The sequence below is a fragment of the Streptomyces sp. DSM 40868 genome (assembly GCF_011820545.1).
Taxonomy (GTDB): Bacteria; Actinomycetota; Actinomycetes; order Streptomycetales; family Streptomycetaceae; genus Streptomyces; species Streptomyces eurythermus.
The window spans coordinates 4,588,590-4,613,986 of the sequence record NZ_CP050504.1 but is presented as its reverse complement, the minus strand read 5'-3'; the positions used below and the strand labels follow the sequence as shown (position 1 = coordinate 4,613,986).

The 25,397-nt window shown below is 74.0% G+C and carries 21 protein-coding genes and 2 pseudogenes; 14 read left to right on the top strand and 9 right to left on the bottom strand.

Going from position 1 to position 25,397, the window contains the following annotated elements; translation table 11 throughout:
• Positions 1–164 precede the first annotated feature (164 nt).
• Entirely contained in the window at positions 165–851 is a 687-nt protein-coding gene (locus HB370_RS21030; RefSeq protein ID WP_030780621.1) for a DUF6445 family protein, read from the top strand.
• A 44-nt stretch (positions 852–895) separates the two neighbouring features.
• On the opposite strand, the pseudogene HB370_RS21025 reads toward HB370_RS21030, so the two are convergent.
• The 3 genes and pseudogenes from HB370_RS21025 to HB370_RS21015 all read right to left on the bottom strand — a co-directional run.
• Positions 896–1,318, bottom strand: a pseudogene (locus HB370_RS21025) (hypothetical protein); the annotation flags it as partial.
• A gap of 834 nt (positions 1,319–2,152) precedes the next feature.
• Positions 2,153–2,764, bottom strand: a pseudogene (locus HB370_RS21020) (hypothetical protein); the annotation flags it as partial.
• 99 nt (positions 2,765–2,863) lie between these two features.
• Positions 2,864–4,024 (bottom strand): PP2C family protein-serine/threonine phosphatase, encoded by a 1,161-nt coding sequence (locus HB370_RS21015; RefSeq protein WP_208974531.1) that lies wholly within the window; start codon positions 4,022–4,024, stop codon positions 2,864–2,866.
• A gap of 163 nt (positions 4,025–4,187) precedes the next feature.
• Here HB370_RS21015 and HB370_RS21010 point away from each other — a divergent pair, with 163 nt between their 5' ends.
• Both HB370_RS21010 and HB370_RS21005 read left to right on the top strand, forming a co-directional pair.
• Positions 4,188–4,670 carry a membrane protein gene (locus tag HB370_RS21010; RefSeq protein WP_030780626.1) on the top strand — a complete coding sequence of 161 codons (483 nt, stop codon included), beginning with the start codon at positions 4,188–4,190 and terminating at the stop codon, positions 4,668–4,670.
• A gap of 359 nt (positions 4,671–5,029) precedes the next feature.
• Entirely contained in the window at positions 5,030–5,962 is a 933-nt protein-coding gene (locus HB370_RS21005) for a hypothetical protein (protein WP_030780629.1), read from the top strand.
• Positions 5,963–6,226: 264 nt separating this feature from the next.
• On the opposite strand, the gene HB370_RS21000 is transcribed toward HB370_RS21005, so the two are convergent.
• On the bottom strand, positions 6,227–7,573 hold the full coding sequence (locus HB370_RS21000; RefSeq protein WP_030780632.1) for a PLP-dependent aminotransferase family protein: 1,347 nt from the start codon (positions 7,571–7,573) through the stop codon (positions 6,227–6,229).
• An 88-nt stretch (positions 7,574–7,661) separates the two neighbouring features.
• Here HB370_RS21000 and HB370_RS20995 point away from each other — a divergent pair, with 88 nt between their 5' ends.
• From HB370_RS20995 to metG, 4 genes are all read left to right on the top strand, one after another.
• The gene (locus HB370_RS20995; RefSeq protein ID WP_030780633.1) at positions 7,662–8,450 is read left to right on the top strand and encodes an alpha/beta fold hydrolase; all 789 of its coding nucleotides are present in this window, start codon (positions 7,662–7,664) and stop codon (positions 8,448–8,450) included.
• A gap of 67 nt (positions 8,451–8,517) precedes the next feature.
• The gene (locus tag HB370_RS20990; protein ID WP_030780636.1) at positions 8,518–10,461 is read left to right on the top strand and encodes an FUSC family protein; all 1,944 of its coding nucleotides are present in this window, start codon (positions 8,518–8,520) and stop codon (positions 10,459–10,461) included.
• Between the two features lie 87 nt (positions 10,462–10,548).
• On the top strand, positions 10,549–12,198 hold the full coding sequence (locus tag HB370_RS20985) for a VWA domain-containing protein (RefSeq protein WP_030780638.1): 1,650 nt from the start codon (positions 10,549–10,551) through the stop codon (positions 12,196–12,198).
• A gap of 123 nt (positions 12,199–12,321) precedes the next feature.
• Positions 12,322–14,037 (top strand): methionine--tRNA ligase, encoded by a 1,716-nt coding sequence (metG, locus tag HB370_RS20980; protein ID WP_030780641.1) that lies wholly within the window; start codon positions 12,322–12,324, stop codon positions 14,035–14,037.
• A 72-nt stretch (positions 14,038–14,109) separates the two neighbouring features.
• Here metG and HB370_RS20975 read toward each other — a convergent pair whose 3' ends face one another.
• Positions 14,110–15,453 (bottom strand): polysaccharide lyase family 1 protein, encoded by a 1,344-nt coding sequence (locus HB370_RS20975; RefSeq protein WP_030780644.1) that lies wholly within the window; start codon positions 15,451–15,453, stop codon positions 14,110–14,112.
• A 146-nt stretch (positions 15,454–15,599) separates the two neighbouring features.
• On the opposite strand from HB370_RS20975, the gene HB370_RS20970 reads away from it, so the two are divergent.
• A complete protein-coding gene (locus HB370_RS20970; RefSeq protein ID WP_030780647.1) occupies positions 15,600–16,304 on the top strand; it encodes a nucleotidyl transferase AbiEii/AbiGii toxin family protein in 705 nt (234 codons plus the stop codon).
• Positions 16,305–16,322: 18 nt separating this feature from the next.
• Here HB370_RS20970 and aspS read toward each other — a convergent pair whose 3' ends face one another.
• Positions 16,323–18,086 (bottom strand): aspartate--tRNA ligase, encoded by a 1,764-nt coding sequence (gene aspS / locus HB370_RS20965; RefSeq protein ID WP_030780652.1) that lies wholly within the window; start codon positions 18,084–18,086, stop codon positions 16,323–16,325.
• A gap of 153 nt (positions 18,087–18,239) precedes the next feature.
• On the opposite strand from aspS, the gene HB370_RS20960 reads away from it, so the two are divergent.
• Entirely contained in the window at positions 18,240–20,417 is a 2,178-nt protein-coding gene (locus HB370_RS20960; protein ID WP_030780653.1) for a SpoIIE family protein phosphatase, read from the top strand.
• A 6-nt stretch (positions 20,418–20,423) separates the two neighbouring features.
• Here HB370_RS20960 and HB370_RS20955 read toward each other — a convergent pair whose 3' ends face one another.
• The 3 genes from HB370_RS20955 to HB370_RS20945 form a co-directional block, all read right to left on the bottom strand.
• Positions 20,424–21,467 (bottom strand): AI-2E family transporter, encoded by a 1,044-nt coding sequence (locus tag HB370_RS20955; RefSeq protein WP_030780656.1) that lies wholly within the window; start codon positions 21,465–21,467, stop codon positions 20,424–20,426.
• A gap of 122 nt (positions 21,468–21,589) precedes the next feature.
• Positions 21,590–22,225, bottom strand: coding sequence for an Asp23/Gls24 family envelope stress response protein (locus tag HB370_RS20950; protein ID WP_030780659.1), 636 nt, complete (start codon positions 22,223–22,225; stop codon positions 21,590–21,592).
• Positions 22,216–22,806: an RNA polymerase sigma factor gene (locus HB370_RS20945; protein WP_030780662.1), complete on the bottom strand. Its 591-nt coding sequence runs from the start codon at positions 22,804–22,806 to the stop codon at positions 22,216–22,218. The genes HB370_RS20950 and HB370_RS20945 overlap by 10 nt, the downstream gene beginning before the upstream one ends.
• A gap of 160 nt (positions 22,807–22,966) precedes the next feature.
• Here HB370_RS20945 and HB370_RS20940 point away from each other — a divergent pair, with 160 nt between their 5' ends.
• Genes HB370_RS20940 through HB370_RS20920 form a run of 5 tightly spaced genes read left to right on the top strand, consistent with a single transcriptional unit; the run spans position 22,967 to position 25,369 of the window.
• Entirely contained in the window at positions 22,967–23,452 is a 486-nt protein-coding gene (locus HB370_RS20940) for an Asp23/Gls24 family envelope stress response protein (protein WP_030780665.1), read from the top strand.
• 7 nt (positions 23,453–23,459) lie between these two features.
• Complete coding sequence (locus tag HB370_RS20935; protein WP_030609522.1) at positions 23,460–23,627, top strand: hypothetical protein; 168 nt, start codon at positions 23,460–23,462, stop codon at positions 23,625–23,627.
• Positions 23,624–24,016 carry an Asp23/Gls24 family envelope stress response protein gene (locus HB370_RS20930; RefSeq protein WP_030780669.1) on the top strand — a complete coding sequence of 131 codons (393 nt, stop codon included), beginning with the start codon at positions 23,624–23,626 and terminating at the stop codon, positions 24,014–24,016. The genes HB370_RS20935 and HB370_RS20930 overlap by 4 nt, the downstream gene beginning before the upstream one ends.
• Positions 24,017–24,071: 55 nt before the next feature.
• Positions 24,072–24,734: a DUF6286 domain-containing protein gene (locus tag HB370_RS20925; protein WP_078637476.1), complete on the top strand. Its 663-nt coding sequence runs from the start codon at positions 24,072–24,074 to the stop codon at positions 24,732–24,734.
• Between the two features lie 26 nt (positions 24,735–24,760).
• Positions 24,761–25,369: a hypothetical protein gene (locus tag HB370_RS20920; RefSeq protein ID WP_030780673.1), complete on the top strand. Its 609-nt coding sequence runs from the start codon at positions 24,761–24,763 to the stop codon at positions 25,367–25,369.
• The last annotated feature ends 28 nt before the right edge of the window (positions 25,370–25,397 follow it).

Genomic DNA, 25,397 nt, shown 5'->3' with positions numbered 1-25,397 from the left:
GCGGGTCCGGACACCCAAGGGGTACGGACACCGGGCCGGTCCGTATCAGCGCGGGCGGGTAAAGAATCGGCCGGGTGGTGTTGGCCGGTGGTTGACCACCGCACGGGAGAAGGTTGACCCGCGCCCGGGCGAAGCCAGACCAGGGGCGCGCCTAGATTCACCGCATGCCCGCACCGCCCTCCCCCCGCACCCCCGCCGCGCTGCCCGTCCTGCCCTACCGCAAGCCCGTCAAGGGCCGCGACTACTGGGTACTGGACGACGTCCTGCCCGACGTCGACGCCGTACGGCAGCGGTGCCTGGCCAAGGAGGGCTGGGTCCGGGGCCACCCGTACACCTCCGAGACCTGGCCGGGGCTGCGCGCCACGCCCGGCCTGGAGCCCGGTGAACTGGCCCGCGTGGAGCGGTTGGTGAAGCGGGCGACCGGGGCGAAGGAGCTGTGGGTGCAGCGGGCGCCGGGCGGCGGCACCCTCGATCACAACTGTGTCCAGGTGGTCGGCGAGGGCGAGAGCGAGCCCCGCCCGCACACCGACTCCCGCGCGCTGTGCCGGTACGCGGCCGTGCTGTACCTCAATCCGGAGGCGCCCGAGGACTGCGGGACCGCCTTCTACCGGCAGTCGCTGCCCGGCGGCCGGCTCGGCGGCAACATCGTCCGGGCCCCGCACACCAACCTCGTCGAGGCCCTCGGTACGCGGTACGTCCCGGCGGACCACTTCGAGGAGGACGTCCGGGTCCCGCACCGGTACAACCGCCTGCTGCTGTACCGCGCCGACCTGGTGCACAGCGCGACCGGTTACACCGGCCGGACGCCGGCGGACAAGCGCATGACGGCCGTCTTCTTCTGGATGGCCTGAACGCGGGCCTCCCGCCTACGGCCGCATCACACTGGGGCTCCGGCCTACGGCGCGGCCTGGAGCCGGCCCAGCTGCCGCTGGATGTCCTCCAGCGCACCGCGCCTGCGCCCGGGCACCCGGAGGCGCAACTCCGCCAGCGCAGTCCCGAGTTCGCGGGCCCGCGCGGGGTCCTCGATGCGGCTCCACTGGTGGTGGGCGCGGTCCACGGCCGCCTCCACTGCGGGCGCGTCCGCCGCCTGCCCGGCGGCCAGCCGCGCCTCGGCCACCGCGAGCCAGGCCCGGCAGCTGCGCACCGGGTCCCCGGCGAACATCGCCAGATCGGCCCGCACCTCCCGCCAGTGCAACGCCTGCTCGGACCCGGCGCCGTACGCCCGCACGGCGGCCTCCTCGTGCCGCGCGGCCAGCCCGTCCGCCTCCCGGTGCAGACCGCCCTGAACGGCAGCACTGATGGCAGCATGCGGATCGCCCCCGGCGGACATCCGGCCGACCGACCCACCGAACGGCTCCCCGAACGTTCCACCGGGCCGGTCACCGGACCGGACGTCCAGGCGATCGCCGAGCCGGTCGTCCAAGCGGTCGCCGGGACGGTCACCGGACGGACCGCCGGGGCGGTCACCAGACGGATCGCCAGCCCGGTCACCGAGGCGATCGCCAAGGCGGTCCCCGGACGAACCGCCGGGCCGGTCACCGAGCCGGTCACCGGGCGGCTCCCCGAACGTTTCACCGGGCCGGTCGTCCAGGTGATCACCGGGCCGGTCACCGGACGAACCGCCGACGCGTTCGCCGTCCCGGTCACCGGACGGATCACCAGCCTGGTCACCGAAGCGGTCATCCAGCCGGTCACCGGGCGGACCGCCGGGCCGGTCACCGAGGCGCTCGTCGGGCTGATCACCGAGCCGATCGCCGGGCGGGTCCCCAGACGGATCGCCAGCCCGGGCACCGGACGGCTCCGCGGGCTGGTCACCGAGCCGGTCGCCTGACGGACCCCCAGGCTGGTCACCGAGCCGGTCGCCGATCCGGTCCCCGAGCGGATCGCTGACCCGGTCGCCGGGCCGGTCGCCGAGGCCGTTGCCGGCCCGGTCCGCTGCCGGATCCCACGGCGCCGACAGCCTCGGCACCGGCAGGCCCGGCGCTGAGACTCCCGGCGTCGGCGAGCCCGGCACCCCGCCGGCCGGCCCCCTGCCGAGCGGCCCCTCGCCGGTCGGCCCCGCGCCAGGCGGCGCGACCGGGGCGGGCGGGGCGGCCGGAACGACCGGGGCCGGCGGTGTTGTCACTGGTGCCGTCCGGCCTCCGGGGTGGGCCAGTAGCAGGTTGCCGCGGGTTTCCTCCGGGATGCGGCTCAGGGCCTGTTCGTGCAGGGTGCCCAGCGGGGGGCGGTGGCCGCTGCGCAGCAGGGTGGCGACCGTCTTCATGTACGCCGGCTCGGCCCGGCCCCGCCGGGCGGGCGGGGCGACACGGCCGTACACGGCGGTGTACGGGCCGCAGTCGAGGCCGCGCTCGGTGATGTGCTTCCAGGCCTCCGGGTCGGCGTGCAGATCGACCACGAACGCGGTGTCCGCGGCCGAGCGCAGCCGCAGCTCCTCGCGGATCCAGTGCCAGGGCAGCGCGGTGTAGCGGACGGTGGCCGCCGTGGTGCGGGCCAGGGCCAGGTGGGGCAGGTGCTGGCGCCGGTCCAGGTGCAGCTGCCCGGTGAGGTACACGGTGAGCGGTCCGGGCGCCGCCGCCGCGGCCCGCAGCCGGGTCAGGACGGCCTGCGGTTCCAGCGGGTCGGCGAGTTCCACGACGTTCGCGGTGTCGGCGCCGGACAGCACGGCGGGGGCGACGGCCGCCAGCACCGGCAGGACACCGGCCGCGTCCACCAGGCGCCCCCGGCCCACCGGCGAGGCCGCGAGCAGCAGCACGGTTCCGGGCATCGTGCCTCCCCCTGTCACCCGTGGGCCCGTCGGTCCCGAGGGCTCCGTAGATCCGCTCTCCAGCCAGCACCGTAACCGCTGGCACCGCGCACCGGGGCCTCAGTACCGCAAACATCCCTGTTCGAGGTCCCCCGGCGGACCCCCGCCCCCGGGCAGCCGGCGCACCGCGAAGACCGTGGTGTCGTCCGCCAGCCGGCCCCCGCTGTGCCGCAGCACGCCGTCGCGGACCCGGCGGACCAGCCGGTGCGGGGCGGCCCGGCGCGGGTCGGCGCGGACCGCGCGGGCGACCTCGCGGGTCAGGTCGTAGAACTCGCCGGGCCCGTCGCGGGCCTCGGTCACCCCGTCGGTGACCAGCAACAGCGTCTCGTCCGTCGCCAGCGGCACCCGGCGCACCGGCGGCAGCAGGCCGCCCGCGAGGTCGGCGCAGCCCAGCGGCAGGCCCTCGCCGCTGGGCAGTTCGCGGACCCCGCGCGGGCCGACGGCCAGCGGCGGTTCGTGGCCGAAGTTCACCATCTCCAGGGTCTGCGGCGCGTCCCCGGGAAAGGCGATCAGGACGGCCGTGGCGAACCGGTCGCCGTCGGCCCCGCCGAGCGCGACGGTGTGGGAGCGGTGCCGCAGCATCCGGATCTCCAGCCGCTCGGCGACGGTCGCAAGGTCCTTCTCGTGGTACCCGGCCTCGCGGAACGTGCCGAGCAGCGCGGCGGCGGCCTCCACCGCGCCGAGGCCCTTGCCCTGCACGTCGCCGACGAGGACGCGGGTGCCGTGCGGGCTGGGCTGGATGTCGTAGAAGTCGCCGCCGACCCGGGCCTCGACGTCGGCGGCCAGGTACACCCCCGCCTGTTCCAGCCCGGCCCAGTCGGGCGGCAGCGGGCGCAGCACGGTGCGCCGGGTGGTGTCGGCGATGTCCCGGATGTGCACGACCTGGCGTTCCCGGCGCACGCGCACGGCGGCGGCGAGGGTGGCCAGGGCGCCGCCGACGGCGACCAGGATGAAGTCGCCGAGCCCGGCCTGGTACTGCTCGGGCCAGGCGCTGTCCACGAGGACGTACGTGGCCACCGCCAGCAGTCCGTACCCGGCCGTCGTCCACGTCCCGCAGATCGCCGAGGAGATGCCCGGGACCAGCACGATCCAGGAGATCATCCGCAGTCTCTCGCCGGTGGCGAAGTCCGCCACGACGACGCCGGCGAGGAGCAGCAGCGGGAGCAGCCAGGCGACGCTCCGCCCGCGCACCCGCAACAGCGGTCGCCGCCCGTACTCCATCCACGTCACGGCCGGCAGCCCTCCATGTCCTCAGCGAAACACGGGGGACATGCGCACGCATCCGGGCACCCGGCACCCTCCCGGCCGAGTTGCCGGGCCCCGCACCCCGGTGTGCCCTGGTAGCGGAGACAGTTCGGGGGCGAGGAGAGAGAGGAGTGCTCTCATGGCTCAAGCGGCACCCGCACCCGGCGGCATGTCCCGTCCCGGCCGCACACCCGAGGTGGAGGGCCGGGCGACCGATGTACGCGCCCGCCCGCCCGACGTCTTCGACGCCCGTACGCACAAGCTGGCCAGGATCGGCGTGCCCATCGTGCTGGGCCTCGTCTACGGCTACTGGGTGGCGGCCAACAACCGCTCCGGCGGCCCGATCACCGGCTGGAACCTGCTGCTCGGCTTCGTCAGCGCGCTGGTGTTCGCGGTGCTGTGCATGGCGCTGCTGGCGCTGGCGCCCCGGATGATCCGGGAGGCGCACGCGCTGCTGTGGACGGCGTTCGTCGGCTGCGCGTTCGGGTTCCTGTACGCCCAGTCCGGCAGGCCGGTGCTCCGGGCGATCCTGATCGCCCTGCTGGTCGCGGCGGCCACCTTCATCGCGTTCTTCTACCGCTACTACACGCGGGAGGACGCCTTCGGACGCCGGATCCGCTGAACGGCGCGCGTACGCCGGGCGACATACGCACCGGCGTGCGCCGGCGTGGTTCCGGGCCCGGTCCGGCTCCACGACCCATGAGAAGCCGGCCGCGCCGGAACCACCCAGCACCAGCAAACACCCGTCCGGGTGAACGCTCCACCGGAGGACGGAACCTTCCGCGCCCTTCCGCGCCCTTCCGAGCCCTTCCGCGCCCTTCCGAGCCCTTCCGCGCGTCCACGCCGTCCCGCGGGTCCGCCCCGTCCCGCGAGTCGGGGACCCCGCCAAGTGGGTCCGCGATTGCGCCGAGCGGGTCCTCCCGCCGCCCGAACGCAGTGCCCCCGCTCGCGCCCCGGCCCCGGGGGCCCTTGTCTGGACATGTGCCCTCACGACGCCTCAGGAGCGCCCTGTCGGCCGTACTGATCACCCTGTCCTGCCTCCTCGCCCCGTTCGGCGCGCTGGCGGCCTGGGCGGCGTACGGGCTGGCCGACACGGGCCGGTACGTCACCGCCATGGCGCCGCTCGCCGCCGACCCGGCCGTGCGGGAGGCCGTCGCGGACACCGTCGGCGACGGCCTCCTGCGCGCGGTGGACCAGCGCCTGGACGTCCGCCCGGCGCCCGGCCCGGTGCGCCCGTTCGTGCGCGACGCGGTGCGCTCCTTCACCCAGACCCGGGCGTTCCGGCTGGCCTGGGACACCGGCAACCGGGTCACCCACGACGCCGTGCTGCGCGCCCTGCGGGCCCGGGACGAGGGCGCCGTCACCGTCGACCTGGCTCCCGTCACCGCGCAGGTCAAACGTCAGCTCGCCCGCGACCACGTGCCGCTCGCCGCGCACATCCCGGTGGAGCACACGGCGGTCGCCGTGCTCCCGGCGCACCGGCTGGCCGCGTTCCGGAAGGGGTTCCACGTGCTCGAAGTCGCCGGTACCTGGCTGCCGGCCGCGTCCGTGGCGTTCGCCGTCGGCGGGATCGCACTCGCCGTCCGCCGCCGCCGGGCGGTGGCCGCCACCGCCCTGGGCACGGCCCTGGGCGGCGCGCTGCTGGTGCTCGCCCTCCGCGTCGGCCGCGCCCTGACCCTGGCCGACCTGCCGGCCGGGGTGTCGCACGGCGCGGCGGGCGCGGTCTACGACGCCCTGACCGGCTCCCTGCGCACGGCTGCCTGGCTGCTGCTCGGCCTCGGCATCGCCGTCACCCTCACCATCTGGCTCACCCGTCGGCTACGACTGCCCCGCCCCGCACGACGCCGCCGACCGGCACCGGCACCGACCCCCGCACCTGCCCCCGCCCCGGCACCGACCCGGGCCCAGGCCTGACACCGCCGACGAAGGCCCTCCCGCACTTGACCGGTGCCCTTACAACCCGGCGACCCCCGAAAGACCCACCCCCACCACCCGGCTCACCCACCGACCCCGCCCACCCCTCCCACGCCCCACCGGCGAGCGTCACCGACGCCCGCCCGACTCCGCCCCCGCACCGACCCGGGCCCAGCCTGACCGGTACCGCCGACGAAGGCCATCCCCCACGCGACCGTGCCCTACGGCCCGGCAACCACCAGAAGACCACCCCCACCACCCGGCTCACCCACCGACCGCGCCCGCCCCCTCCCGCGCCACGCCGGCGAGGGTCACCAGTGCCCGTGCCAGCTCCCGCTCCGGCGCGGAGCCGAGGCCGAGCCGGACCGCGTCCGGAGCGCGGCCGGTGCCGACGGCGAAGGCCGTGCCGGGGGTGACGGCGATCCCGTGGTCCAGCGCGGCGGCCGTGAACGTGTCCGCCCGCCACGGCGCCGGCAGCTCCCACCAGGCGAAATAGGCGGCCGGGTCGGAACGTACGGCGAACCCGGCCAGCTTCTCGGCGAGCAGCCGCTGGCGGCGCCGCGCGTCCTGCCGCTTGGCGGCCACCAGCCGGTCCACGGTGCCGTCGCCGAGCCAGCGCACCACCGCCTCCAGCGCGAAGCCGCCCGCGCTCCACCCGCCGGACCGGACGGCCCGCGCCACCGCCTCGGCCCGGTCCCGGGGCGCGACGACGAAACCGGCGGTGAGGCCGGGCGCGATCCGCTTGGACAGGCTGTCCACCAGGTGTACCAGGCCGGGCGCGAGCGCGGCGAGCGGGGGTGTGCCGCCAGGCTGGAGGAAGGCCCAGATGCGGTCCTCGACCACCGGTATCCCCAGCCTGTGGACACAGTCGGCGAGCTGCCGCAACCGCCCGGCGCTCGTGGTCAGCGAGGTCGGGTTGTGCAGGGCGGTCTGGAGGTAGAGGGCGGACAGCGGCGCGGCGCGGTGGGCGTCGGCCACCGACTCGGGCACCGGCCCCTCGGCGTCCGTGGCGAGCGGCACGAGGACCAGGCCGAGGCGCGCCGCGATCTCCTTGACCAGCGGATACGTCAGCGGTTCCACCCCGACCCGGCCACCGGGCCGCACCAGCGAGGCGAGCGCGGCGGCGATCGCCTGGCGGGCGTTGCCGGTGAACACGATCCGCTCCGGTCCGGTCCGCAGCCCGCCCTGGGCGAGGAGCGCGGCGACCGCCTCCCGGGCCGCCGGGGTGCCCGCGGCGGCGGCCGGCCGCAGCGCCTGGCCGAGGGCGTCCGGCCGCAGCAGGGTGGTGAGGGCCGGGGCCAGCAGCTCGGCCTGGCCGGGCGCGGACGGGTAGTTCAGCTCCAGGTTCACCAGCGGGGCACCGGCCGCCTCGGTGAGGGCGAGCCCCGGCTGCCCGTCCGGCGCGGTGGCCCGGACGAACGTGCCGCGCCCGACCTCGCCCACCACCAGTCCCCGGCGCACGAGTTCGGCGTAGACCCGCCCCGCCGTGGACGGCGCGATGCCCCGTCGCCGGGCGAACGCCCGCTGGGGTGGCAGCCGTTGGCCGGGGCGGAGCCGTCCGCCGGTGATGTCGGCCGCGATCCGGTCGGCGATGCGCCGGTAGTCGTCCACAAGTCCCCCTGTTCTCCGGTGCGTTGGATTGCACCGAGGGCAAAGATCTTATTGCGCCGAGCGAAGGGCCACACCTAGGGTCGTGCCCATGCCCCCCTTCCTCGCATACACCGACAAAGGCCCCGAAACCTCTCCCGGGGTTCCCCTGGTCCTCGTCCACGGCCACCCCTTCGACCGCACGATGTGGGACCCGCAGCTGGCGGAGTTCTCCGCCGGCCGCCGGGTGATCGCCCCCGATCTGCGCGGCTACGGCGCCTCCCCCGTGACCCCCGGCACGGTCCCGCTCTCCCGGCACGCCGACGACATCGCCGAGCTGCTGGACCACCTGGCCGTGGACTCCTTCGTCCTGGCCGGTCTGTCCATGGGCGGCCAGATCGTCATGGAGTGCCACGACCGCTTCGGCGACCGGATCCGCGGCCTGGTCCTCGCCGACACCTTCCCCGCCGCCGAGACCCCCGAGGGGAAGCGGGGCCGCAACGCCATGGCGGACCGGCTGCTGACCGAGGGCATGCGGGGCTACGCCGACGAGGTGCTGGAGAAGATGGTCGCGCCCTACGCCGATGCCGAGGTCAAGGCGCACGTGCACCGCATGATGACGGCCACCCCGCCCGAGGGCGCCGCGGCGGCCCTGCGCGGCCGTGCCGAACGCCCCGACTACCGCGCCCTGTTGACGAGGGTCACCGTGCCCGCCCTGGTCCTGGTCGGCGCCGACGACACCTACACGCCCGTAGCCGACGCCGAGGAGATGCACGCGGCCCTGCCCGACTCGGCCCTGCACGTCATCGAGGGCGCCGCCCACCTGCCCAACCTGGAGCGCCCCGAGGAGTTCAACCGGCACCTGGCCGCGTTCCTGACCCGCCTGGACGAGAACGCGTAGCCCCCGCCCCCGCGCCCCCGCCCGACGGGAAACGCCCCAAAATTCACCACTCCCCCATAATGGGCCCATGCCCCGAGAGTTCCCCATCGGCCTGACCCCTCCCGACTGGCTGGTGCGGAACCTCAAACCCCAGCAGGCGCCGGTCAACTGGGCCGCCGTGGCCCGCGCCGCCGTCGCCATGGCCCTCCCGCTGGCGGCCGGCCTCGCCGCGGACCGCCCGGCGTACGGCGCCCTCGCCTCCATGGGCGCACTGTCCGGAGTCATCGGCGACACCGCCGACGCCTACCGGATGCGCATCCTCAACATCGCCGTCCCCCAGCTCTTCGGCGCGGTCGGGGTGACCCTGGGCACCCTGGCGTACGGGCACGGCTGGTACGCGGTCGCCGCGGTCACCGGCGTCGCGCTGGTCTCCGGGATGATCTCCACGATCGGCGCGGTGGCCTCGGTCTCCGGCCTGCTGCTGCTCCTGAACTGCGTGGTCGGCGCGGGCCTGCCGATGCCCTCCCCCTGGTGGCTGGCCCCGGCCCTGATGACCGGCGGCGGCCTGCTGGTCCTGCTCCTCGCCCTGCTGGCCTGGCCGCTGCGCGCGGGGGTCCCCGAGCGGACCGCGGTCGCCGCCACCTACCGCGCGGTCGCCGACCTGCTCGCCACCGCCGGCACCGACCGCGCCGACGCGTACGAGGAGGCCCGCCGTGCGGTCACCCAGTCCCTGAACGAGTCCTACGACCTGATCCTCGCCCGGCGCGCCCGGCACCACGGCCGCAGCCCGGACCTGACCCGGCTGCTGGCCCAGCTGAACGCGATCACCCCGGTGATCGAGGCGGCCCCCGCCGCCCACCTGGCGGCCCGCCCGCTGCCCCCGCGGATCCCCGAGGCGGTCCGCGCCCTGGCCCGCGACGTGGCGGCGGGCACGGCTCCCGCGCCTCCCCCGGACCTCCCCGTGCCCACCACGGAGACGGCCCGGGCGGTGGACCACGCCCTGCGCCACACCGCCGAGGTGGTCGCCGCGCCCGATGTCGACCCCCGGGGCATCGACGACCGCCTGGGCCGTCCGGCCACGCTCGGCGTCCGCACGGCCCGGGCCGCGCGCAACGTCATGCTGTCCGCCAACTCCTGGCGCTACGGCGTCCGGCTGGCCCTCTGCATCGGCCTCGCCCAGGCGCTGGTCTCCCTGGTCCCGGTCCCCCGCTCCTACTGGGTCGCGCTGACCGTCACCTTCGTCCTCAAGCCGGACTTCGGCTCGGTTTTCTCTCGCGCCCTCATGCGCGCCGTGGGCACGGTGGCCGGCCTGGTGGTGGCGGCGGTGGTCCTCGCCGAGGTCCCCCTGGGCTGGTGGGACGTACCGGTCCTGTTCCTCCTCGCGCCCCTGATCCCCGCCCTGACCCCGCGGGGCTACGGCCACCAGACCGCGGCCATCACCCCGGTGATCCTCCTGCTGTCCGACGTCCTCAACCGCCAGGGCACGGCCCTGCTGCTGCCCCGGCTGAACGACTCGCTGCTGGGCTGCGCGATCGCCCTGACGGCCGGCTACCTGTGCTGGCCGGAGAGCTGGCACACCCGGGTGGGCGACCGGCTGGCCGACGCGGTGGCCGACACGGCGGTCTACGTCGAGAGGGCGTTCGGCCCCGGAGTCGACCCGGCCGCGCGGGCCCGGATGCGCCGCCGCCTCTACCGCGACCTGTCCGTCATCCGCACGGAGTTCCAGCGCGCCCTGACCGAGCCACCGCCGACCGGCCGGCGGGCCGCCGCGTGGTGGCCGCTGGTGGTGGCGGTGGAGCGCATCGTCGACGCCACGACGGCGGCCCGGGTCCGCGTCAAGCACGGCGCGGCGCCCCCGTCACCGGCGGAGATCGCGCAGGTGACCCTGCAACTACGGGAGCTGGCCGAAGGCGTACGGCGGGCACGGACCCTGACCGCCGTACGCACCGATCTCACCGGGCCGGCGGACAGTGTGCTGGAGCCGTTGCGCCAGGAGGTGGCGGCGGCCCGCTCGATCACGTCGCCGCGTTGACCGGTCCCGCACCGGCGGGCCGCTAACCTTACGTGTCCGTCCTGGCCAGCGATCGACGGGCTACAACTCACGCGAAGGGTTGCGCACATGGGCATTCTCACTCTCCTGCGGAACGCGTTCGGCCGCTCACGCAAGCCACGAGCCACCGAGCCGGAGGGTGCCCCCGAGACCCCCGAGCAGCCGCCCGTCCCCGAACCCCGCCAGTCCTCTCCCGAGGAACACGACCTGGTGGCAGCGGCCTTCGACAAGGTCAAGGTCCCCCATCAGACGCCTCCGGCGGAGCAGCAGACCGGCGAGCCGGAAGCGAAGACCACTTCCGAGCCGGAGAGGGCCCCGGAGCCAACGGCCCCGACCGAGCCGGAACCGGAAGCCGTGACGGAAACAGGCGCCGCCCCGGAAGCAGCAACGAAGACGGCAGCCGACCTCGAACCGGAACCGAAGCCGAAGGCCGAGCCAGCCCCGGAACCGGAAGCAACAGCAGCCCCGGAGCCCATGACGGAGGCAGCAGCAGCCCCGGAGCCCGTGGCGGAAGCAGCACCCGAACCAAAGCCCGAGCCCAAGGCAGCACCCGAACCAAAGCCCGAGCCCAAGGCGGCAGCCGAACCCGAGCCCGAGCCCAAGGCGGCAGCCGAGCCAGAGCCCGTAACGGAGGCAGCCGAGCCGGAGCCCGTAACAGAGGCAGCAGCCGGATCTGAGCCGGAGACGGTGCCGGAGACAGAAGCCGAACCCGCGCCGCAGGCGGAGGCGACAGCCCCCGCTGAGGCGAAGCCCGAGCCGCCGACGGACGCCGAAGGCGAAGCCGAGGCGACGGCGGACACGACCCCGCAGGCCGCCGACGGCGAGGACACCCCACAGGGGCCACCCGCAGCCGACAACGAAACCCGCACGGGTGGTGCGGGTGGGAACACGGACGCCGAAGGCGAAGCCGAGGCGCCGGCGCACACCGCCCCGCAGGGGCCCGCACCCGACAACGAAACCCGCACGGGCGGTGCGGGTGGGAGCACGACCGCCGAAGGCGAAGCCGAGGCCGAGGCCACGCCCAAGCCCAAACCCGCCACCCCCCTCACCAAGGTCAAGTCCCGCACCCCCGCCCTCGCCACCGCCTACAAGGCAGCCACGACCACCCTCCGCAAGAAGAACCTCACCGGCACCCGAGCGAAGCTCTACCTCGTGCTGGACCGCTCCGCGAGCATGCGCCCGTACTACAAGGACGGCTCCGCCCAGTCCCTCGCCGACCAGACCCTCGCCCTCGCGGCCCACCTGGACCCCGCCCCCGACCCCACGGTCCACGTCGTCTTCTTCTCCACGGAGGTGGACGGCACCACCGATCTCTCCCTCACCCCCGGCCACGACACGAAGATCGACGACGCGCACGCCGGCCTCGGCCGCATGGGCCGTACCAGCTACCACGCCGCCGTGGCCGCCGTACTCGACCACTACGACCGGCACCACGACACGCACGTCAACGGCGAAACGGTCCCCGCACTCGTCGTCTTCCAGACCGACGGCGCCCCCGACGCCAAGACCCCCGCCACCCAGGCCCTGACCGAGGCCGCGGAGACCCACCCGGGCGTCTTCTTCTCCTTCGTCGCCTTCGGTGACCACGACAACAAGGCCTTCGACTACCTCCGCAGGCTGAAGACCCCCAACGCGTCCTTCTTCCACGCGGGCCCCACCCCCCGCGAGCTGACGGACACCGAGCTGTACGAAGGTGTCCTCGCCGACTGGCGCCCGTAACGCTCCGTAGTGCCCCGGCCGCCCCTTCCCGGTCCGCGAAACGGGAAGCGGGCGGCCCACCCGTGTCGGCTACGATTTGAAGGTTCGAAACCGCAGAAAAGCAGCGACCTGGGAGCAGCCACGATGGCTCGACACCTCATCACCAGCGCCCTTCCGTACATCAACGGGATCAAGCACCTGGGCAACATGGTGGGGTCCATGCTCCCGGCGGACGTCTACTCCCGCTATCTGCGCCAGCGCGGCCACGACGTCCTCTACATCTGCGCGACGGACGAGCACGGCACCCCCGCCGAGCTGGCCGCCAAGGAGCAGGGCCTGCCCGTGGCCGAGTTCTGCGCCCGCGCGCACGACGCGCAGAAGGCGGTCTACGACGGCTTCGCGCTCGCCTTCGACTACTTCGGCCGCAGCTCCAGCCCGGAGAACGTCGAGATCACCCAGCACTTCGCCCGCAAGCTGAACGAGAACGGCTTCATCGAGGAGCGGGCGATCCGCCAGGTCTACAGCCCGGCCGACGGCCGCTTCCTGCCGGACCGCTACGTCGAGGGCACCTGCCCGCACTGCGGCTACGACAAGGCCCGCGGCGACCAGTGCGAGAACTGCACCCGCGTGCTGGACCCGACCGACCTGATCAACCCGCGCTCGGCGATCTCCGGCTCCACCGAGCTGGAGGTCCGCGAGACCAAGCACCTCTTCCTGCTCCAGTCCAAGCTCCAGCACGAGGTCGAGGCGTGGGTCGCCCGGCACGAGGACGACTGGCCGCAGCTCGCCTCCTCCATCGCCCGCAAGTGGCTGACCGAGGGCCTGCACGACCGCGCGATCACCCGCGACCTGGACTGGGGCGTCCCGGTCCCGGCGGACACCTGGCCGGAGCTGGCGGCCGAGGGCAAGGTCTTCTACGTCTGGTTCGACGCCCCGATCGAGTACATCGGCGCGACGAAGGAGTGGGCGGACCAGGACCCGGAGAACCGGGACTGGAAGGCATGGTGGTACGAGGCCGACGACACCGTCCGCTACACCGAGTTCATGGCCAAGGACAACGTCCCCTTCCACACGGTGATGTTCCCGGCCACCGAGCTGGGCGTGCGCGAGCCGTGGAAGAAGGTCGACTACGTCAAGGCGTTCAACTGGCTGACGTACTACGGCGGCAAGTTCTCCACCTCGCAGAAGCGCGGTGTCTTCACCGACCAGGCCCTGGACATCCTGCCCGCCGACTACTGGCGCTACTTCCTGATCGCCAACGCCCCGGAGTCAGACGACTCGTCGTTCACCTGGGAGCACTTCACCGCCACGGTCAACAAGGACCTGGCCGACACCCTCGGCAACTTCGTCAACCGCGTGCTGTCCTTCAGCAAGAAGCGGTTCGGCGAGGAGGTCCCGGCCGGCGGCGAGCCCGGCGAGGCGGAGGCGCGGCTCGGCGAGGAGATCGCCCGGCTGCTCGCCGAGTACGAGGAGCAGATGGAGGCCCTGCAGTTCCGCAAGGCCGCCGCCGCGCTGCGCGCCCTGTGGTCGGCCGGCAACTCCTACCTGGAGGAGAAGGCCCCCTGGCTGGAGATCAAGACGGACAAGGAGGGCGCGGCCCTCACCCTGCGTACGGCGATGAACCTGATCCACCTGTACGCGGTGGTCTCCGAGCCGCTGATCCCGGCCACCTCGGCGGCGATGCGCGGTGCCTTCGCCCTGCCGGACGACACCGCCTCCTGGGTCAGCGCCGAGGAGGCCAAGGCCCTGGCCGCCGTCCCGGCCGGCACCCCGTTCACGGTGCCGCCGGTGCTGTTCGCCAAGCTGACGGACGAGGACCTGGCCGCGTACAAGGAGCGCTTCGGCGGCGAGGAGGGCTGACCCCGCCGCTTCCGTCCGCGTGAGGAGGGCGCCGGGCCGTCGCGGCCCGGCGCCCTTTCGCGTACGGCGGGGTTACTTCAGCACGCCCGCGCCGGTGGTGCCCGACAGTTCCGCCGGCAGGTTCTTCGCCGAGGTCTCAAGGCCCGCGGTGAGCGCCGGGGTCCAGTTCACGGTCGTCTTGATCTTCTTGGAGCTCGCGGCGTTGTACGCGGCGACCAGGTCGGTGACCGTGCCGTTGACCAGGTTGCCGCTGCCCGCGACCGAGCCGGTGCCGTCGCCGCTGAGCAGCTTGGCGACCTTGCCCCCGCTCGGCACCGTCCAGTAGTTGGCCTGCGCGACGACCTGGGCCTTGGCGCGCGAGTTGATGCTGTACTGGGGCGCGTAGCCGTTGACGGTCGTCGTGTCGTACACGTTGTTGTAGAGGTGGATCTGGCCGAGGCGGGCCAGCGGGGCCCGCTGCACGATGCCCTTCCACACGTTGTGGTGAATCGTCACGCGCAGCTTGCCGGTGCTGTCCTTGTCGCTGGAGCCGATCAGCATCGTCTTGTCGTGGTCGGTGAACCGGTTGCGCTCGACGGTCACCAGGTCGGAGCCCTTGGTGATGTCCAGGGCACCGTCGTGGATCTGGTACTCGCGGCCGAAGTACTTCGGGTTGGCCTTGTCGAAGTGGGGGGCGTCGGTGAACGTGTTGTGGTCCGCCCAGACGTGGGTCGCGCCGCGCAGGGTGACCGAGTCGTAGTTCGAGTTCCAGTTGCCGTCGTCGCCGTCGGTCGGGTCCCACTGCGGGAAGCAGTCCTCGGTGGCGGAGAAGGTCAGATTGCGGACGATGACGTTGTCCACGTTCTGGATCTGGAGCATGCCGCCGGTGATCCCGGCATTGGTGCCGGGCACGCCCACGATCGTGGTGTTGGCCGGCACCTTGAAGACGATGGTCTTCGCCTGCTTGTCCTGGGCGGCGGCGCGGGCCTTCTCCTGGGTGCCCGAGGGCAGCTTGGAGCGGCCGTAGACGGCCGGGTCGTAGGCCTTGAGGTAGGCGGACAGCGAGTAGCCGGTGCCGGCCGCGTAGTCGGCGCAGGTCAGCTTCTTACCGCTGTCGTCGGTGTTGGCGTCGATCGTGCCCTTGACCTTGATGATGCGGGGCGTGGTGTCCGAGGCCGAGCCGAGCGCCTTCACGAGCTGGGCGCGGGTGAAGACGGTGAAGGTGTGCGCGGAGTCGGCCTTCGCGCCGCCGGTGGTCCCCGTGCCGGAGGCCGCCCAGCCGTCCTTGGCGGGGAGGGTCTGGTGGTACAGGTCGACGCCGTCGGCGTTCGCGTTCAGCACGAACACCCCGGCGCCCACGCCCGCGGCCACGACGGCGGCGGACACGGCGAGAACGCGCCGCTTGCGGAGGGACCGGCGGTGGGAGGGAGCTGCCACGGAGGAGTCCTTAGGGTCTGTCGTACATGCCTTACGACTCCTCAGTGGCCGCCCGGCGCCGGGAGGTTGCCGCCGGCGCGGGAAAATTTCCCCGCGGCCCGGTCAGGTGTCGCGCCCCGGGCCCGGCAGGCCGGAGAATCGTCCCCGTGGACATCCCCGAACCCCATCGCCGGCTCCTCGCGGACGCCGCCTCGGCGGGCGGCCCGTACGGTCTGGTGCTGGCCGGCGGCTACGCCCTCCAGGCGCACGGTCTGCTGAGCCGCCCGCACGCCGATGTCGACCTGGCCACCGAGAGCGCCGAGCCCATGGAGCGGATCGCCGCCGCCGTCGGCGGGGCCCTTCAGGAGCGGGGGTGGGGGGTGGCGACCGGCGCGGTCACCGCGCTGACCGTGCGGCTGACGGTGACCGATCCGCCCACCGGGGAGCCGTGCGCGCTGGCACTGCACAAGGAGACGTTCTGGCAGCCTCCGGAGCCGACCGGCTACGGCCCGGCGCTCTGCCTCGCGGACGCCGTCGGCACGAAGATCCGGGCGCTGTACGACCGGGGCGCGGCCGTCGACCTGGTCGACGCCCGCGCCTGCGCGGACCGGTTCTCGCTGCCGGACCTGGAGGAACTGGGCCGGCGGCACGCCCACGACCCGTTCGACCTGCCCACCCTCCAGTCACGGCTGACGGGCACGGACTTCTACGCCGACCGGGACTTCCTCCGGTACGGCCTGGCCGAGGACGACGTCGCCGCCCTGCGCGCCTGGGCGCAAGCCTGGTCCGACGACATCGCCGAACGGCTGCTGGAGGACGGCGCGTCCCCGGACGCGCCGTCCGACGAGCCGTCCGACGAGCAGGGCGGCTGAGCCCTGGCGGTGGTTCGCTTACTTGGGCTGCGGCTTGCGGATGTCCAGGTGCAGCTCGCGCAGGCGGGACTCCTCCAGCTCGGTCGGGGCGCCCATCATCAGGTCCTGGGCGTTGCCGTTGAGCGGGAAGGCGATCGTCTCGCGGATGTTGGGCTCGTCCGCGAGGAGCATGACGATACGGTCCACGCCCGGGGCGATGCCGCCGTGCGGCGGGGCGCCGAAGCGGAACGCGCGGAGCATGCCCGCGAACTCGCGCTCGGTGGTCTCGCGGTCGTAGCCCGCGATCTCGAACGCCTTGAGCATGATGTCCGGCTCGTGGTTCCGGATCGCGCCGGAGGACAGCTCCACGCCGTTGCAGACGATGTCGTACTGCCAGGCCAGGATGTCCAGCGGGTCCTGCGTCTCCAGCGCCTCCATACCGCCCTGCGGCATCGAGAACGGGTTGTGCGAGAAGTCGATCTTCCCGGTGTCCTCGTCCTTCTCGAACATCGGGAAGTCGACGATCCAGCAGAACCGGAAGACGTTCTCCTCGAAGTGGCCGGCGCGCTTGGCGGCCTCGACGCGGACCGCGCCCATGATCTTGGAAACCTCGTCGAACTCGCCCGCGCCGAAGAAGACGGCGTGGCCGGGGGCCAGCGACAGGCGCTTGGTCAGCTCGGCGACGTTCTCCTCGGTGAGGAACTTCGCGATCGGGCCGGACAGCGTGCCGTCCTCGCCGACCCGGACCCAGGCCAGGCCCTTGGCGCCCAGCGACACGGCGAAGTCGCCGAGCTGGTCGAAGAACTTGCGCGGCTGGTCCTGCACGGCCGGGACGGGCAGGGCGCGCACGTGCTTGCCGGCGAACGCCTTGAACTCCGAGCCCTCGAAGATGTCGGTGATGTCCACCAGCTCCAGCTTGGCGCGCAGGTCCGGCTTGTCGGAGCCGTACTTGAGCATCGCCTCGCGGAACGGGATCCGCGGGAACGGGGAGGTGACGTGACGGCCGCCGCCGAACTCCTCGAACAGCTCGGTCATCAGCTGCTCGATGGGCCGGAAGACGTCCTCCTGCTCGACGAAGCTCATCTCGACGTCGAGCTGGTAGAACTCGCCCGGCGAGCGGTCGGCGCGGGCGTCCTCGTCGCGGAAGCAGGGCGCGATCTGGAAGTAGCGGTCGAAGCCGGAGATCATCAGCAGCTGCTTGAACTGCTGCGGGGCCTGCGGCAGGGCGTAGAACCTGCCCGGGTGCAGCCGGGAGGGGACCACGAAGTCACGGGCGCCCTCGGGGGAGGTCGCCGTCAGGATCGGGGTGGCCATCTCGTTGAAGCCGAGCGCCGTCATCTTCTGGCGGATGGCGCCGATGACCGCCGTACGCAGCATGATGTTGCGGTGCATGCGCTCGCGGCGCAGGTCCAGGAAGCGGTACTCCAGGCGCCGCTCCTCGTTGACCCCGTCCTCGGTGTTGATCGTGAAGGGCAGCGGCTGGGCCGCGCCGAGCAGCTCGACCTCGGCGACCTCGACCTCGATCTCACCGGTGGGCAGGTCGGGGTTCACGTTCTCGGTTCCACGTGAAACAACGCGGCCGTCGACGCGGACCGTGGACTCCTTGGAGATCCTGTCCAGGGCCTCGTACGCCGGGGTGCCGGGGCGGGCGACCAACTGCGTGATGCCGTAGTGGTCGCGCAGATCGATGAAGAGGATGCCGCCCAGGTCGCGCCGATTGTGCAGCCAGCCACTCAGCCGGACGTCGGTGCCGACGTCAGAGGCGCGGAGCTGGCCGCAGGTGTGGGACCTGTACCGATGCATCGTCGTTCATCCAGTCTGTGCGGATCGGGTGTCGCCAGGCGGGTACGGCCTAGGCCATCCCAAGGGTACCGGGCACCCCAAGAACGGCTCCCCACGATTACCGTCCGCCCGCCTAGGTGGCACCCATCGGTCACCTCTCCATAAAGTGGGACAATGCGCACAGGCGAGCCCCTGCCGTCCGTCGGGGAGGTCCTCGCCGCCCTCGCGACCGGACTGTGGCACTGGGACACGGCCGCCGGCCTGGTCACCCTGGACGCGGAGGCGGCGCGGCTGCTCGGGCTGCCCGCGCGGCCGGTCACCCTCACCGAGGCCCAGACCCGGGCCCGGCTGCACCCCGTCGACTGGAACGAGGTCGCCGGGGTGGTGCGGCTGGCCGCCGCCGAGGGCACCCTCGCCGAGGTCCGCATCCGGGTCATGGACGCCGACGGCCGCATCCTGCGGGTCGTCCGCAGCCGGTCCAAGCCGTCCTTCGACCCCGAGCGGCGCACCTACGAACTGATCGGCACCCTCCAGGAGGTGACCGAACCCGCCCCGGGCACGCCCGCGGCCCGCAGCGCGGTCACCGGCGACTGGCGGCGCTCCCGGGAGGCGTTCCTGCTGGACGCGGGCCGGGCGCTGGCGGAGGCACGGTCCACGGCCGAGGTGCTGCGGGTGGCGGGGGGCCTGTCGATGCCGGGTTTCTCCCCGGACGGCCTCGTGGTCTACGGCGTGGAGGGCGACCGGCTGACGATCACCGGCCAGCACGGACACCATCCCGGCGACATGAACCCCTTCTCCCACATGCCGCTGGACACCGACTACCCGGCCGCCGAGGTGGTCCGCACCGGGCGGGCCGTCTATCTGTCCTCCCCGGAGGAGTACCGGGACCGCTACCCGGCCACCTGGCCGCTCGCCCGGCGCTTCGGCCGGCACTCGTGGGCGTTCCTGCCGCTGACGGTCGCCGGGCGCACGATGGGCGCCTGGATGGCCGCGTTCACCTACCCGGTGGCGTTCACGCCCGACGAGCGGGCGGTGCTGACCACGGTCGCCCGGATGCTCGCCCAGGCGCTGTCCCGGGCCGGTGCCGCGGAGTCGGAGCGCGAGCTGACGGAGGGCCTGCAACGCTCCATGCTGCCGTCGCTGGGGCCGGAGATCCCGGGGATGCGGATCGCCGCCCGGTACATCCCGACCGGCGGCGGACTCCAGGTCGGCGGCGACTGGTACGACATGATCCCGTTGCCCTCCGGCCGCTTCGCGCTGGTCATCGGGGACGTCCAGGGCCATGACGTGCGCGCCGCCGGGATCATGGGCCAGCTGCGGATCGCGCTGCGCGCCTACGCCGCCGAGGGGCACCGGCCGGACGCCGTCCTCTCCCGCGCCTCCCGCTTCCTGCACGGGGTCACCGACGGCTCCGGGCCGGACGCCCTGGCCGACCCGCGGTTCGCGACCTGCCTGTACGTGGAGGCCGACCCGGCGACCGGCATGCTGGAGGTCGCCCGCGCCGGGCACCCGGACCCCGTGATCCGGATGGCGGACGGCACGGTGATGATGCGGCCGACGGCGGGCGGGCTGCCGCTGGGCGTCGACCCGGACGCCGATTACCCGACGACCCGGTTCACCCTCGAACCCGACGAGACGCTGATGCTGTGCACCGACGGTCTGATCGAGACCGGCGGGCACGACCTGGAGAGCGGCTGGCGCAGACTGCGGATGCTGCTGGAGGACCACCGGGCGGGCGAGTACCGCCAGGAGGACCTGGAGACGCTGGCCGACGCCCTGGTGCAGGCGGTGCACGGGCCGTCCTCGCACCACACCACCGGCCCGCTGGCCGACCGCCGCGAGGACGACATCGCGCTGGTGCTGCTGTGCCGGCCGGCCGCGGCCTGCGGGCGCGACGGCACCGTCACGGCCGGTCCCCCGGTGCGGCGCACCCTGCTGTCGGTGGCCCAGGACGAGCCGGACCGGATCGCCGAGGCCCGCCAGCACCTGCGCGAGCTGCTGCACGACTGGGCCTCGCCCGAGCAGGTCGACTCGGCGGTGCTGCTGGTCTCCGAGATGGTCACCAACGTGCTGGTGCACACCGACGCCGACGCCCTGCTGCTCGCCGAGGTCCTGTGCGGGGAGGGCGGGCGGCGGCTGCGGGTGGAGGTCTTCGACACCGGCGACGACCTCCCGCACAAGCGCCGTCCCGGCGAACTGGCCTCCTCCGGCCGCGGCCTGATGCTGATCGAGCTCCTCGCGGACACGTGGGGCGTGGCCCCCCGGGGCGAGGGCAAGAGCATCTGGTTCGAACTGAGGGAACGGACGGGGGCGGGCGCACCCGGAACCCCGCCGGGGTCGTACGTCCCGTAGGCAGCGCTAGCGGGCGGCCGGCGGTTCCCCGCGGCGCTCCCGCAGCTCCGCCCAGACCCCGAAGGCCGCCGCGGTCACCGGTACCGCGAGGAGCATGCCGAGGATGCCCGCGACGGATGCCCCCGCGGTGAGCGCCACCAGCACCACGGCCGGGTGCATCCGCACGGTCCTGCTCTGGATCACCGGTTGCAGCACATGCCCCTCCAGCACCTGCACCGCGAGCACCACCCCGAGCACCCACAGCGCGATCACGAACCCCCGGTCGGCGAGGGCGACCAGCACGGACACCGCGCCGGAGAGGAAGGCGCCGAGGTAGGGGACGTAGGCGCCGACGAAGACCAGCGCACCGAGCCCGATCGCGCCGGGCACCTTGAGGATCAGCAGGCCGACGGTGATGCACAGGGCGTCGATGAGCGCGATGAAGGTCGTCCCGCGCATGAACCCCTCCACCGCGGCGAAGGCCCGCCGGGCGACGGCCTCCACGGTGTCGGCGCTGTCGCCGGGCGCGAGGGCGCGCAGGGCCGTGAGGGCGCGGTGGGAGTCGCGCAGGAAGAAGAAGACGAGCAGCAGCGCGAGGACGGCCATGGCGATGCCCTCGGTGACCAGGCCGACCCCGCTGACGACGTTGGACGCGGCCGTGCCGCCGAACCTGCGCAGCAGCTCGGGCACCTTGGCGGCGAGATCGTCGAGCCCGGTCCCCGCAGCCCCGAAGTGCCGGGCGACCCCCTTGGCGGCGTTCCGCAGCGAGGCGAGGATCGCCGCGCCGCTGTCGACGAGCGCGGCGACGACGATGTACACCGCGCCGCCGACGACGGCCACGACGGCGGCACAGGTGAGCCCGGCCGCCAGCGACGCCCGCACCCCCGCCCGCACCAGCCACCGGTACAGCGGCCCGAGCAGCGCGGTGCCGAGCAGGGCGAGCAGCACCGGCGTGACGGCCGTGCGCAGCTCACCGCACAGCCGTACGCCGACCCAGCCCACCCCTGCGACGAGCAGCACCACGGCACACCAGGCGGCGAGCCGGCGCACGGGTTCGGGCAGCGGGAGCACGGTCCCAGCCGATCACACGCGCCGCCCGCCGTCCCGCCGCGCGGGTCCGGACGGGCGAGGTGTGCCCTGCCGGCCGTCGAGGTGTGCGCCGCCGGGGAGACTGGCCGTGCGGAGGACGGTCGTCACGTACCGCGGCCGTCCGGGAGGCCAGGACGGCGGAACGGCTCCGGCTCCAGGACGTCGACCACGGCGATGTCGACGGCCGTCACGGCCATGCCCAGGTCCTGTCCGGCCGAGTGGAGGACCGATCGGCGCACTTGGCGGACCCGCTCGGGCAACGGGTGGTCGAGAGCGGCGGCCAGGGTCATGGTCACCCGCACACCGGTGCCTTCACCCACGGGGACGAGCCGGCAGGTCGCGGCCCTGGCACCGGGGACCGTGTCGGCGGCCCGCCGGAGCACCTTCGCCGCGGCGTTCTCGGCGATGCGCATTCCCCGGCCGGGGCCGGCCACGGGCAGCAGCCGCCCGCGCCGTACCTCTGCCCTGACGATCCCCATGACGCGTCCGACGAGCGCGAGGAGGACGGGCGTGGCCTCGGCGCGCAGTGCCCGGGTGGCCGCGCTCACCACGGCCAGTCCCTCGGCGGCCTCGTGGCAGTGCGGGCAGGAGAGGGTGTGCGGGTCGGCGGCCGGCGCCGCGTCCCGGGCCTGTTCCCAGGCCCGGCTGAGGAGCCGGCCGCAGGGGAGCACCTCATCGCCCTGGAACGGAGGACCGTCGGCCGGTTCGGAAGGCCGCGTCCGCGGGCCGTCTAGCGCCATGGGCTCATCGCCTCCTGGAGGGATCGGCGCGCCCTGAACAGCCTGCCGCGCACCGTCTGTTCGCTGGTCCGGGCGACATGGGAGATCTCCTTGTAGGACAGGCCCTGCACCTCCCGCAGGATCCAGCAGATGCGCTGCCCGGCATCCAGATCGCTGAGCGCGCGGGACAGGGCGGCGGTGGCCGCGTCCTGCTCGGCGGACCGGGCGGGCTGGCTCCAGGCGTCTTCCGCCGCGGGCTCGGCGACGGCGTCCAGCGGGAGCGGCGGCGGCCGGCGCCGCCGCATGGTCAGGCAGCGGTTGACGGTGATCCGGTGCATCCAGGTGCGGAACTCCGCGCCGTGGCGGTATTCCGGGAGTCGCCGCCAGGCGCTGACGAAGGCGTCCTGAACCGCCTCCTCGGCGTCCTGGGAGTTGCCGAGCATGCAGCGGGCCAGGGCCAGGAGGGGCCGGCCGTGCCGCTGGACGAGAACGGCGAAGGAGTCCTCGTCCCCCTCGGCCGCCCGTACGACCAGCAGCCCGTCCGGGAGGTCGCGTCCTGGCAGGTCGGGTTCCGGCGGTGGTGGGACAGCGCGTTCGGTCATGACGTTCCCGCACAAAGCTCGGGACCGTCCGGGTACCCGCGAGGGCTTTGTGACGCACATCACATCGCATCCGCGTGAGGAATGTGATGCCCGGTATGTCCAACTTCGCGATGGGCGCCACACCGGTGTCCGACCGAGCGAACCGATCGAGGCGACCGCCATGACGGACAACATCACCAGCGTCGGCGGGGGCGGGGGGCCCGACGCGGGCGTGAGCGCGCTCAAGGGCCGTACCGGGGCCGGGGCTCCGGCCGAGACACGGGGGAAGACCACCATCGCGGACGGCGTGGTGGCCAAGATCGCGGGCATGGCCGCCCGCGAGGTGCCGGGCATCTACAGCCTCGGAGCGGGGATGGCCCGCGCCTTCGGGGCCATGCGGGAACGCGTCCCCGGAGGCGGCGCCGGAGCCGTCACGCGAGGGGTGAAGGTCGAGGTCGGCGAGCGTCAGGCGGCGGTGGACCTGGACGTCGTCGTCGATTACGGCGTCTCCATCGTCGATGTCGCCGGCGGCGTCCGCACCAATGTCATCGGCGCCGTGGAGCGGATGACGGGCCTGGAGGTCGTCGAGGTGAACGTCGCCGTCGACGACGTCCACCTGCCCGACGACGAGGAAGAGGCCGGACCGGACGAGGGCCGCGTGAGGTGAGTACACGATGAACGCAGCTACGACGGGCCTCGTGGCCGGTATGGCCCTGGGCTTCGCCGGATACTTCGGCGGCTTCTGGGCTTTTCTGCTGGTGCTGGTCCTGGGCGCGGTGGGGCTGGTCGTCGGTCTCGCCGTGCAGGGTGACCTCGACCTCCGGTCCCGGAGGCAGCGGTGAGAACCGGGCCCGGTTCCGCCCGCGAGACGTCGGGCACCGGTCTGCCGCCCCCGGCCGAGCGGGGCGCCACCGTCATCCCGGACCGGGTGGTCGCCCGCATCGCGACCCAGGCCGCACGCACGGCCCAGTCCAGGCGCGCCGCCGTACCGCCGGAGCGGGGCGGGCCGACGGCGCCCAGCGCCACCGCCGCCGTCCGTACCGGGTCGGTGCGCCTGCATCTGGCCCTGGATCTGCCCTACCCCACCGACATCCCCCATGTCTGTGAGCGGATCCGGCGGGACGTCGCCGAACGGGTGGCCCAGCTGACCGGCTTGCGCGTGGGAGAGATCACCCTCACCGTCCGGCGGCTGGTGACCGCCGCCGAAGCGGGCCGGGGGCGGGTCCGGTGAGCGGCCGCACGGCGGTCCCGACCACCGGGCCCGCGGCACAGGAAGGGGCATCCCGATGACACCGGACCCCCGTCCTCCCGGCCGCGACGCCGAGGAGCGTGCCACGGTGCCGCTGGCGAAGGAGCCCGGCCCACCCGAACGCGACGTGCCGGACGGTGGGCGCGACGGCGGCCACCGGGCCCACCGGCCGTGGTCCGCGCGCCGCGTCCCGGCCGCGCTGGTCGCCGCGGTGATCCTCGTCGCGGCGGTCGCGGCGCTGGCCGACGTCATCGCCGTACGGGCCGGACGCCCGGCGGCGGCGTGGCGACGGCATCTGACCGACGCGCTGGCCACCCGCCCCGTGGACGACGTATGGATGCTCACGGGCGCCGCCGTGGCCGCCGCCGTCGGCGCCTGGCTGATCGTCCTGGCGCTCACCCCCGGTCTGCGCCGCTGGCTGCCCCTGAGCCGCCCCGCCGGCTGCCCCCGGCTGCGGGCCTCCCTGGACCGCGACGGGGCCGCCGCCCTGCTGCGGGACGCCGCGACGCGGGTCCCCGGCGTCGGCGCGGCACGCGTCCGGGTACGCCGCCACCGCGTCAGAGCGCGCGTGGACGTCCGCTTCCGTGACCCCCGGCAGGTGAAGGAGGACCTCGTCGCCGCCCTCGACGAGGAGTGCGACCGGCTGGCCCTCGCCCGTCCTCCCCGCGTCGCCGTACGCGTGCGGCGACGCACCGACTGACCGACCTCGCAGCACCGGAGCCCGCCATGACGCCGCGATCCTCACTCAACCGCAGTCTGCTGGGCCTTACCGGACTGGTGCTGCTCGGCGGCGGGCTGCTGATCCTCTCCGCCGGACTGGACCTCTACCGGCGGCGCGATCTGGTCCCGCCCGACGGCTGGCCCCTCACCGCCCCGGCCGACGTCCTGCTGGGCTCCGCCGACCGGACCCGCTGGAGCGGCCAGGGCTGGTGGTGGTGGCCCGCGGTCATCGCCGCGCTCGCCCTCGTCGCCCTGCTCGCCCTGTGGTGGCTGCTCGCCCAACTGCGCCGGCACCGACCCGGCTCACTGCCCGTCGGCGGCACACCCCCGCAGGAGGGCGTCGAGGTGCGCGACAGCGCGCTCAGCGACGCGATCGAGACCGAGGCCGGGGCCCTGCCGGGGGTCGACCACGCGACCGTACGCATCACCGGCCGGCCCGCCCGCCATCACACCCGCGTCGGGCTCACCCTCACTCCCGAGGCCGTGCCGCGCGCCGTCCTCGGTGCCCTCTGCGAAGGCCCGCTGCGCACCGCTCGCCGGTCCACCGGCCTGCCTGACCTGCCCACCGAGGTCCGCCTCCACGTCACCCGCCACAGGCCCCACCGCGCCGAGTAGGGAGGAAGAGGAAGGAGGCCGACCGTCC

Coding starts and splice junctions, on each gene's coding strand:
- HB370_RS21030 (WP_030780621.1), top strand. CDS start 165: ATGCCCGCACCGCCCTCCCCCCGCACCCCCGCCGCGCTGCCCGTCCTG.
- HB370_RS21015 (WP_208974531.1), bottom strand. CDS start 4,024: ATGGAGTACGGGCGGCGACCGCTGTTGCGGGTGCGCGGGCGGAGCGTC.
- HB370_RS21010 (WP_030780626.1), top strand. CDS start 4,188: ATGGCTCAAGCGGCACCCGCACCCGGCGGCATGTCCCGTCCCGGCCGC.
- HB370_RS20995 (WP_030780633.1), top strand. CDS start 7,662: ATGCCCCCCTTCCTCGCATACACCGACAAAGGCCCCGAAACCTCTCCC.
- HB370_RS20990 (WP_030780636.1), top strand. CDS start 8,518: ATGCCCCGAGAGTTCCCCATCGGCCTGACCCCTCCCGACTGGCTGGTG.
- HB370_RS20985 (WP_030780638.1), top strand. CDS start 10,549: ATGGGCATTCTCACTCTCCTGCGGAACGCGTTCGGCCGCTCACGCAAG.
- metG (WP_030780641.1), top strand. CDS start 12,322: ATGGCTCGACACCTCATCACCAGCGCCCTTCCGTACATCAACGGGATC.
- aspS (WP_030780652.1), bottom strand. CDS start 18,086: ATGCATCGGTACAGGTCCCACACCTGCGGCCAGCTCCGCGCCTCTGAC.
- HB370_RS20960 (WP_030780653.1), top strand. CDS start 18,240: ATGCGCACAGGCGAGCCCCTGCCGTCCGTCGGGGAGGTCCTCGCCGCC.
- HB370_RS20950 (WP_030780659.1), bottom strand. CDS start 22,225: ATGGCGCTAGACGGCCCGCGGACGCGGCCTTCCGAACCGGCCGACGGT.
- HB370_RS20945 (WP_030780662.1), bottom strand. CDS start 22,806: ATGACCGAACGCGCTGTCCCACCACCGCCGGAACCCGACCTGCCAGGA.
- HB370_RS20940 (WP_030780665.1), top strand. CDS start 22,967: ATGACGGACAACATCACCAGCGTCGGCGGGGGCGGGGGGCCCGACGCG.
- HB370_RS20935 (WP_030609522.1), top strand. CDS start 23,460: ATGAACGCAGCTACGACGGGCCTCGTGGCCGGTATGGCCCTGGGCTTC.
- HB370_RS20925 (WP_078637476.1), top strand. CDS start 24,072: ATGACACCGGACCCCCGTCCTCCCGGCCGCGACGCCGAGGAGCGTGCC.
- HB370_RS20920 (WP_030780673.1), top strand. CDS start 24,761: ATGACGCCGCGATCCTCACTCAACCGCAGTCTGCTGGGCCTTACCGGA.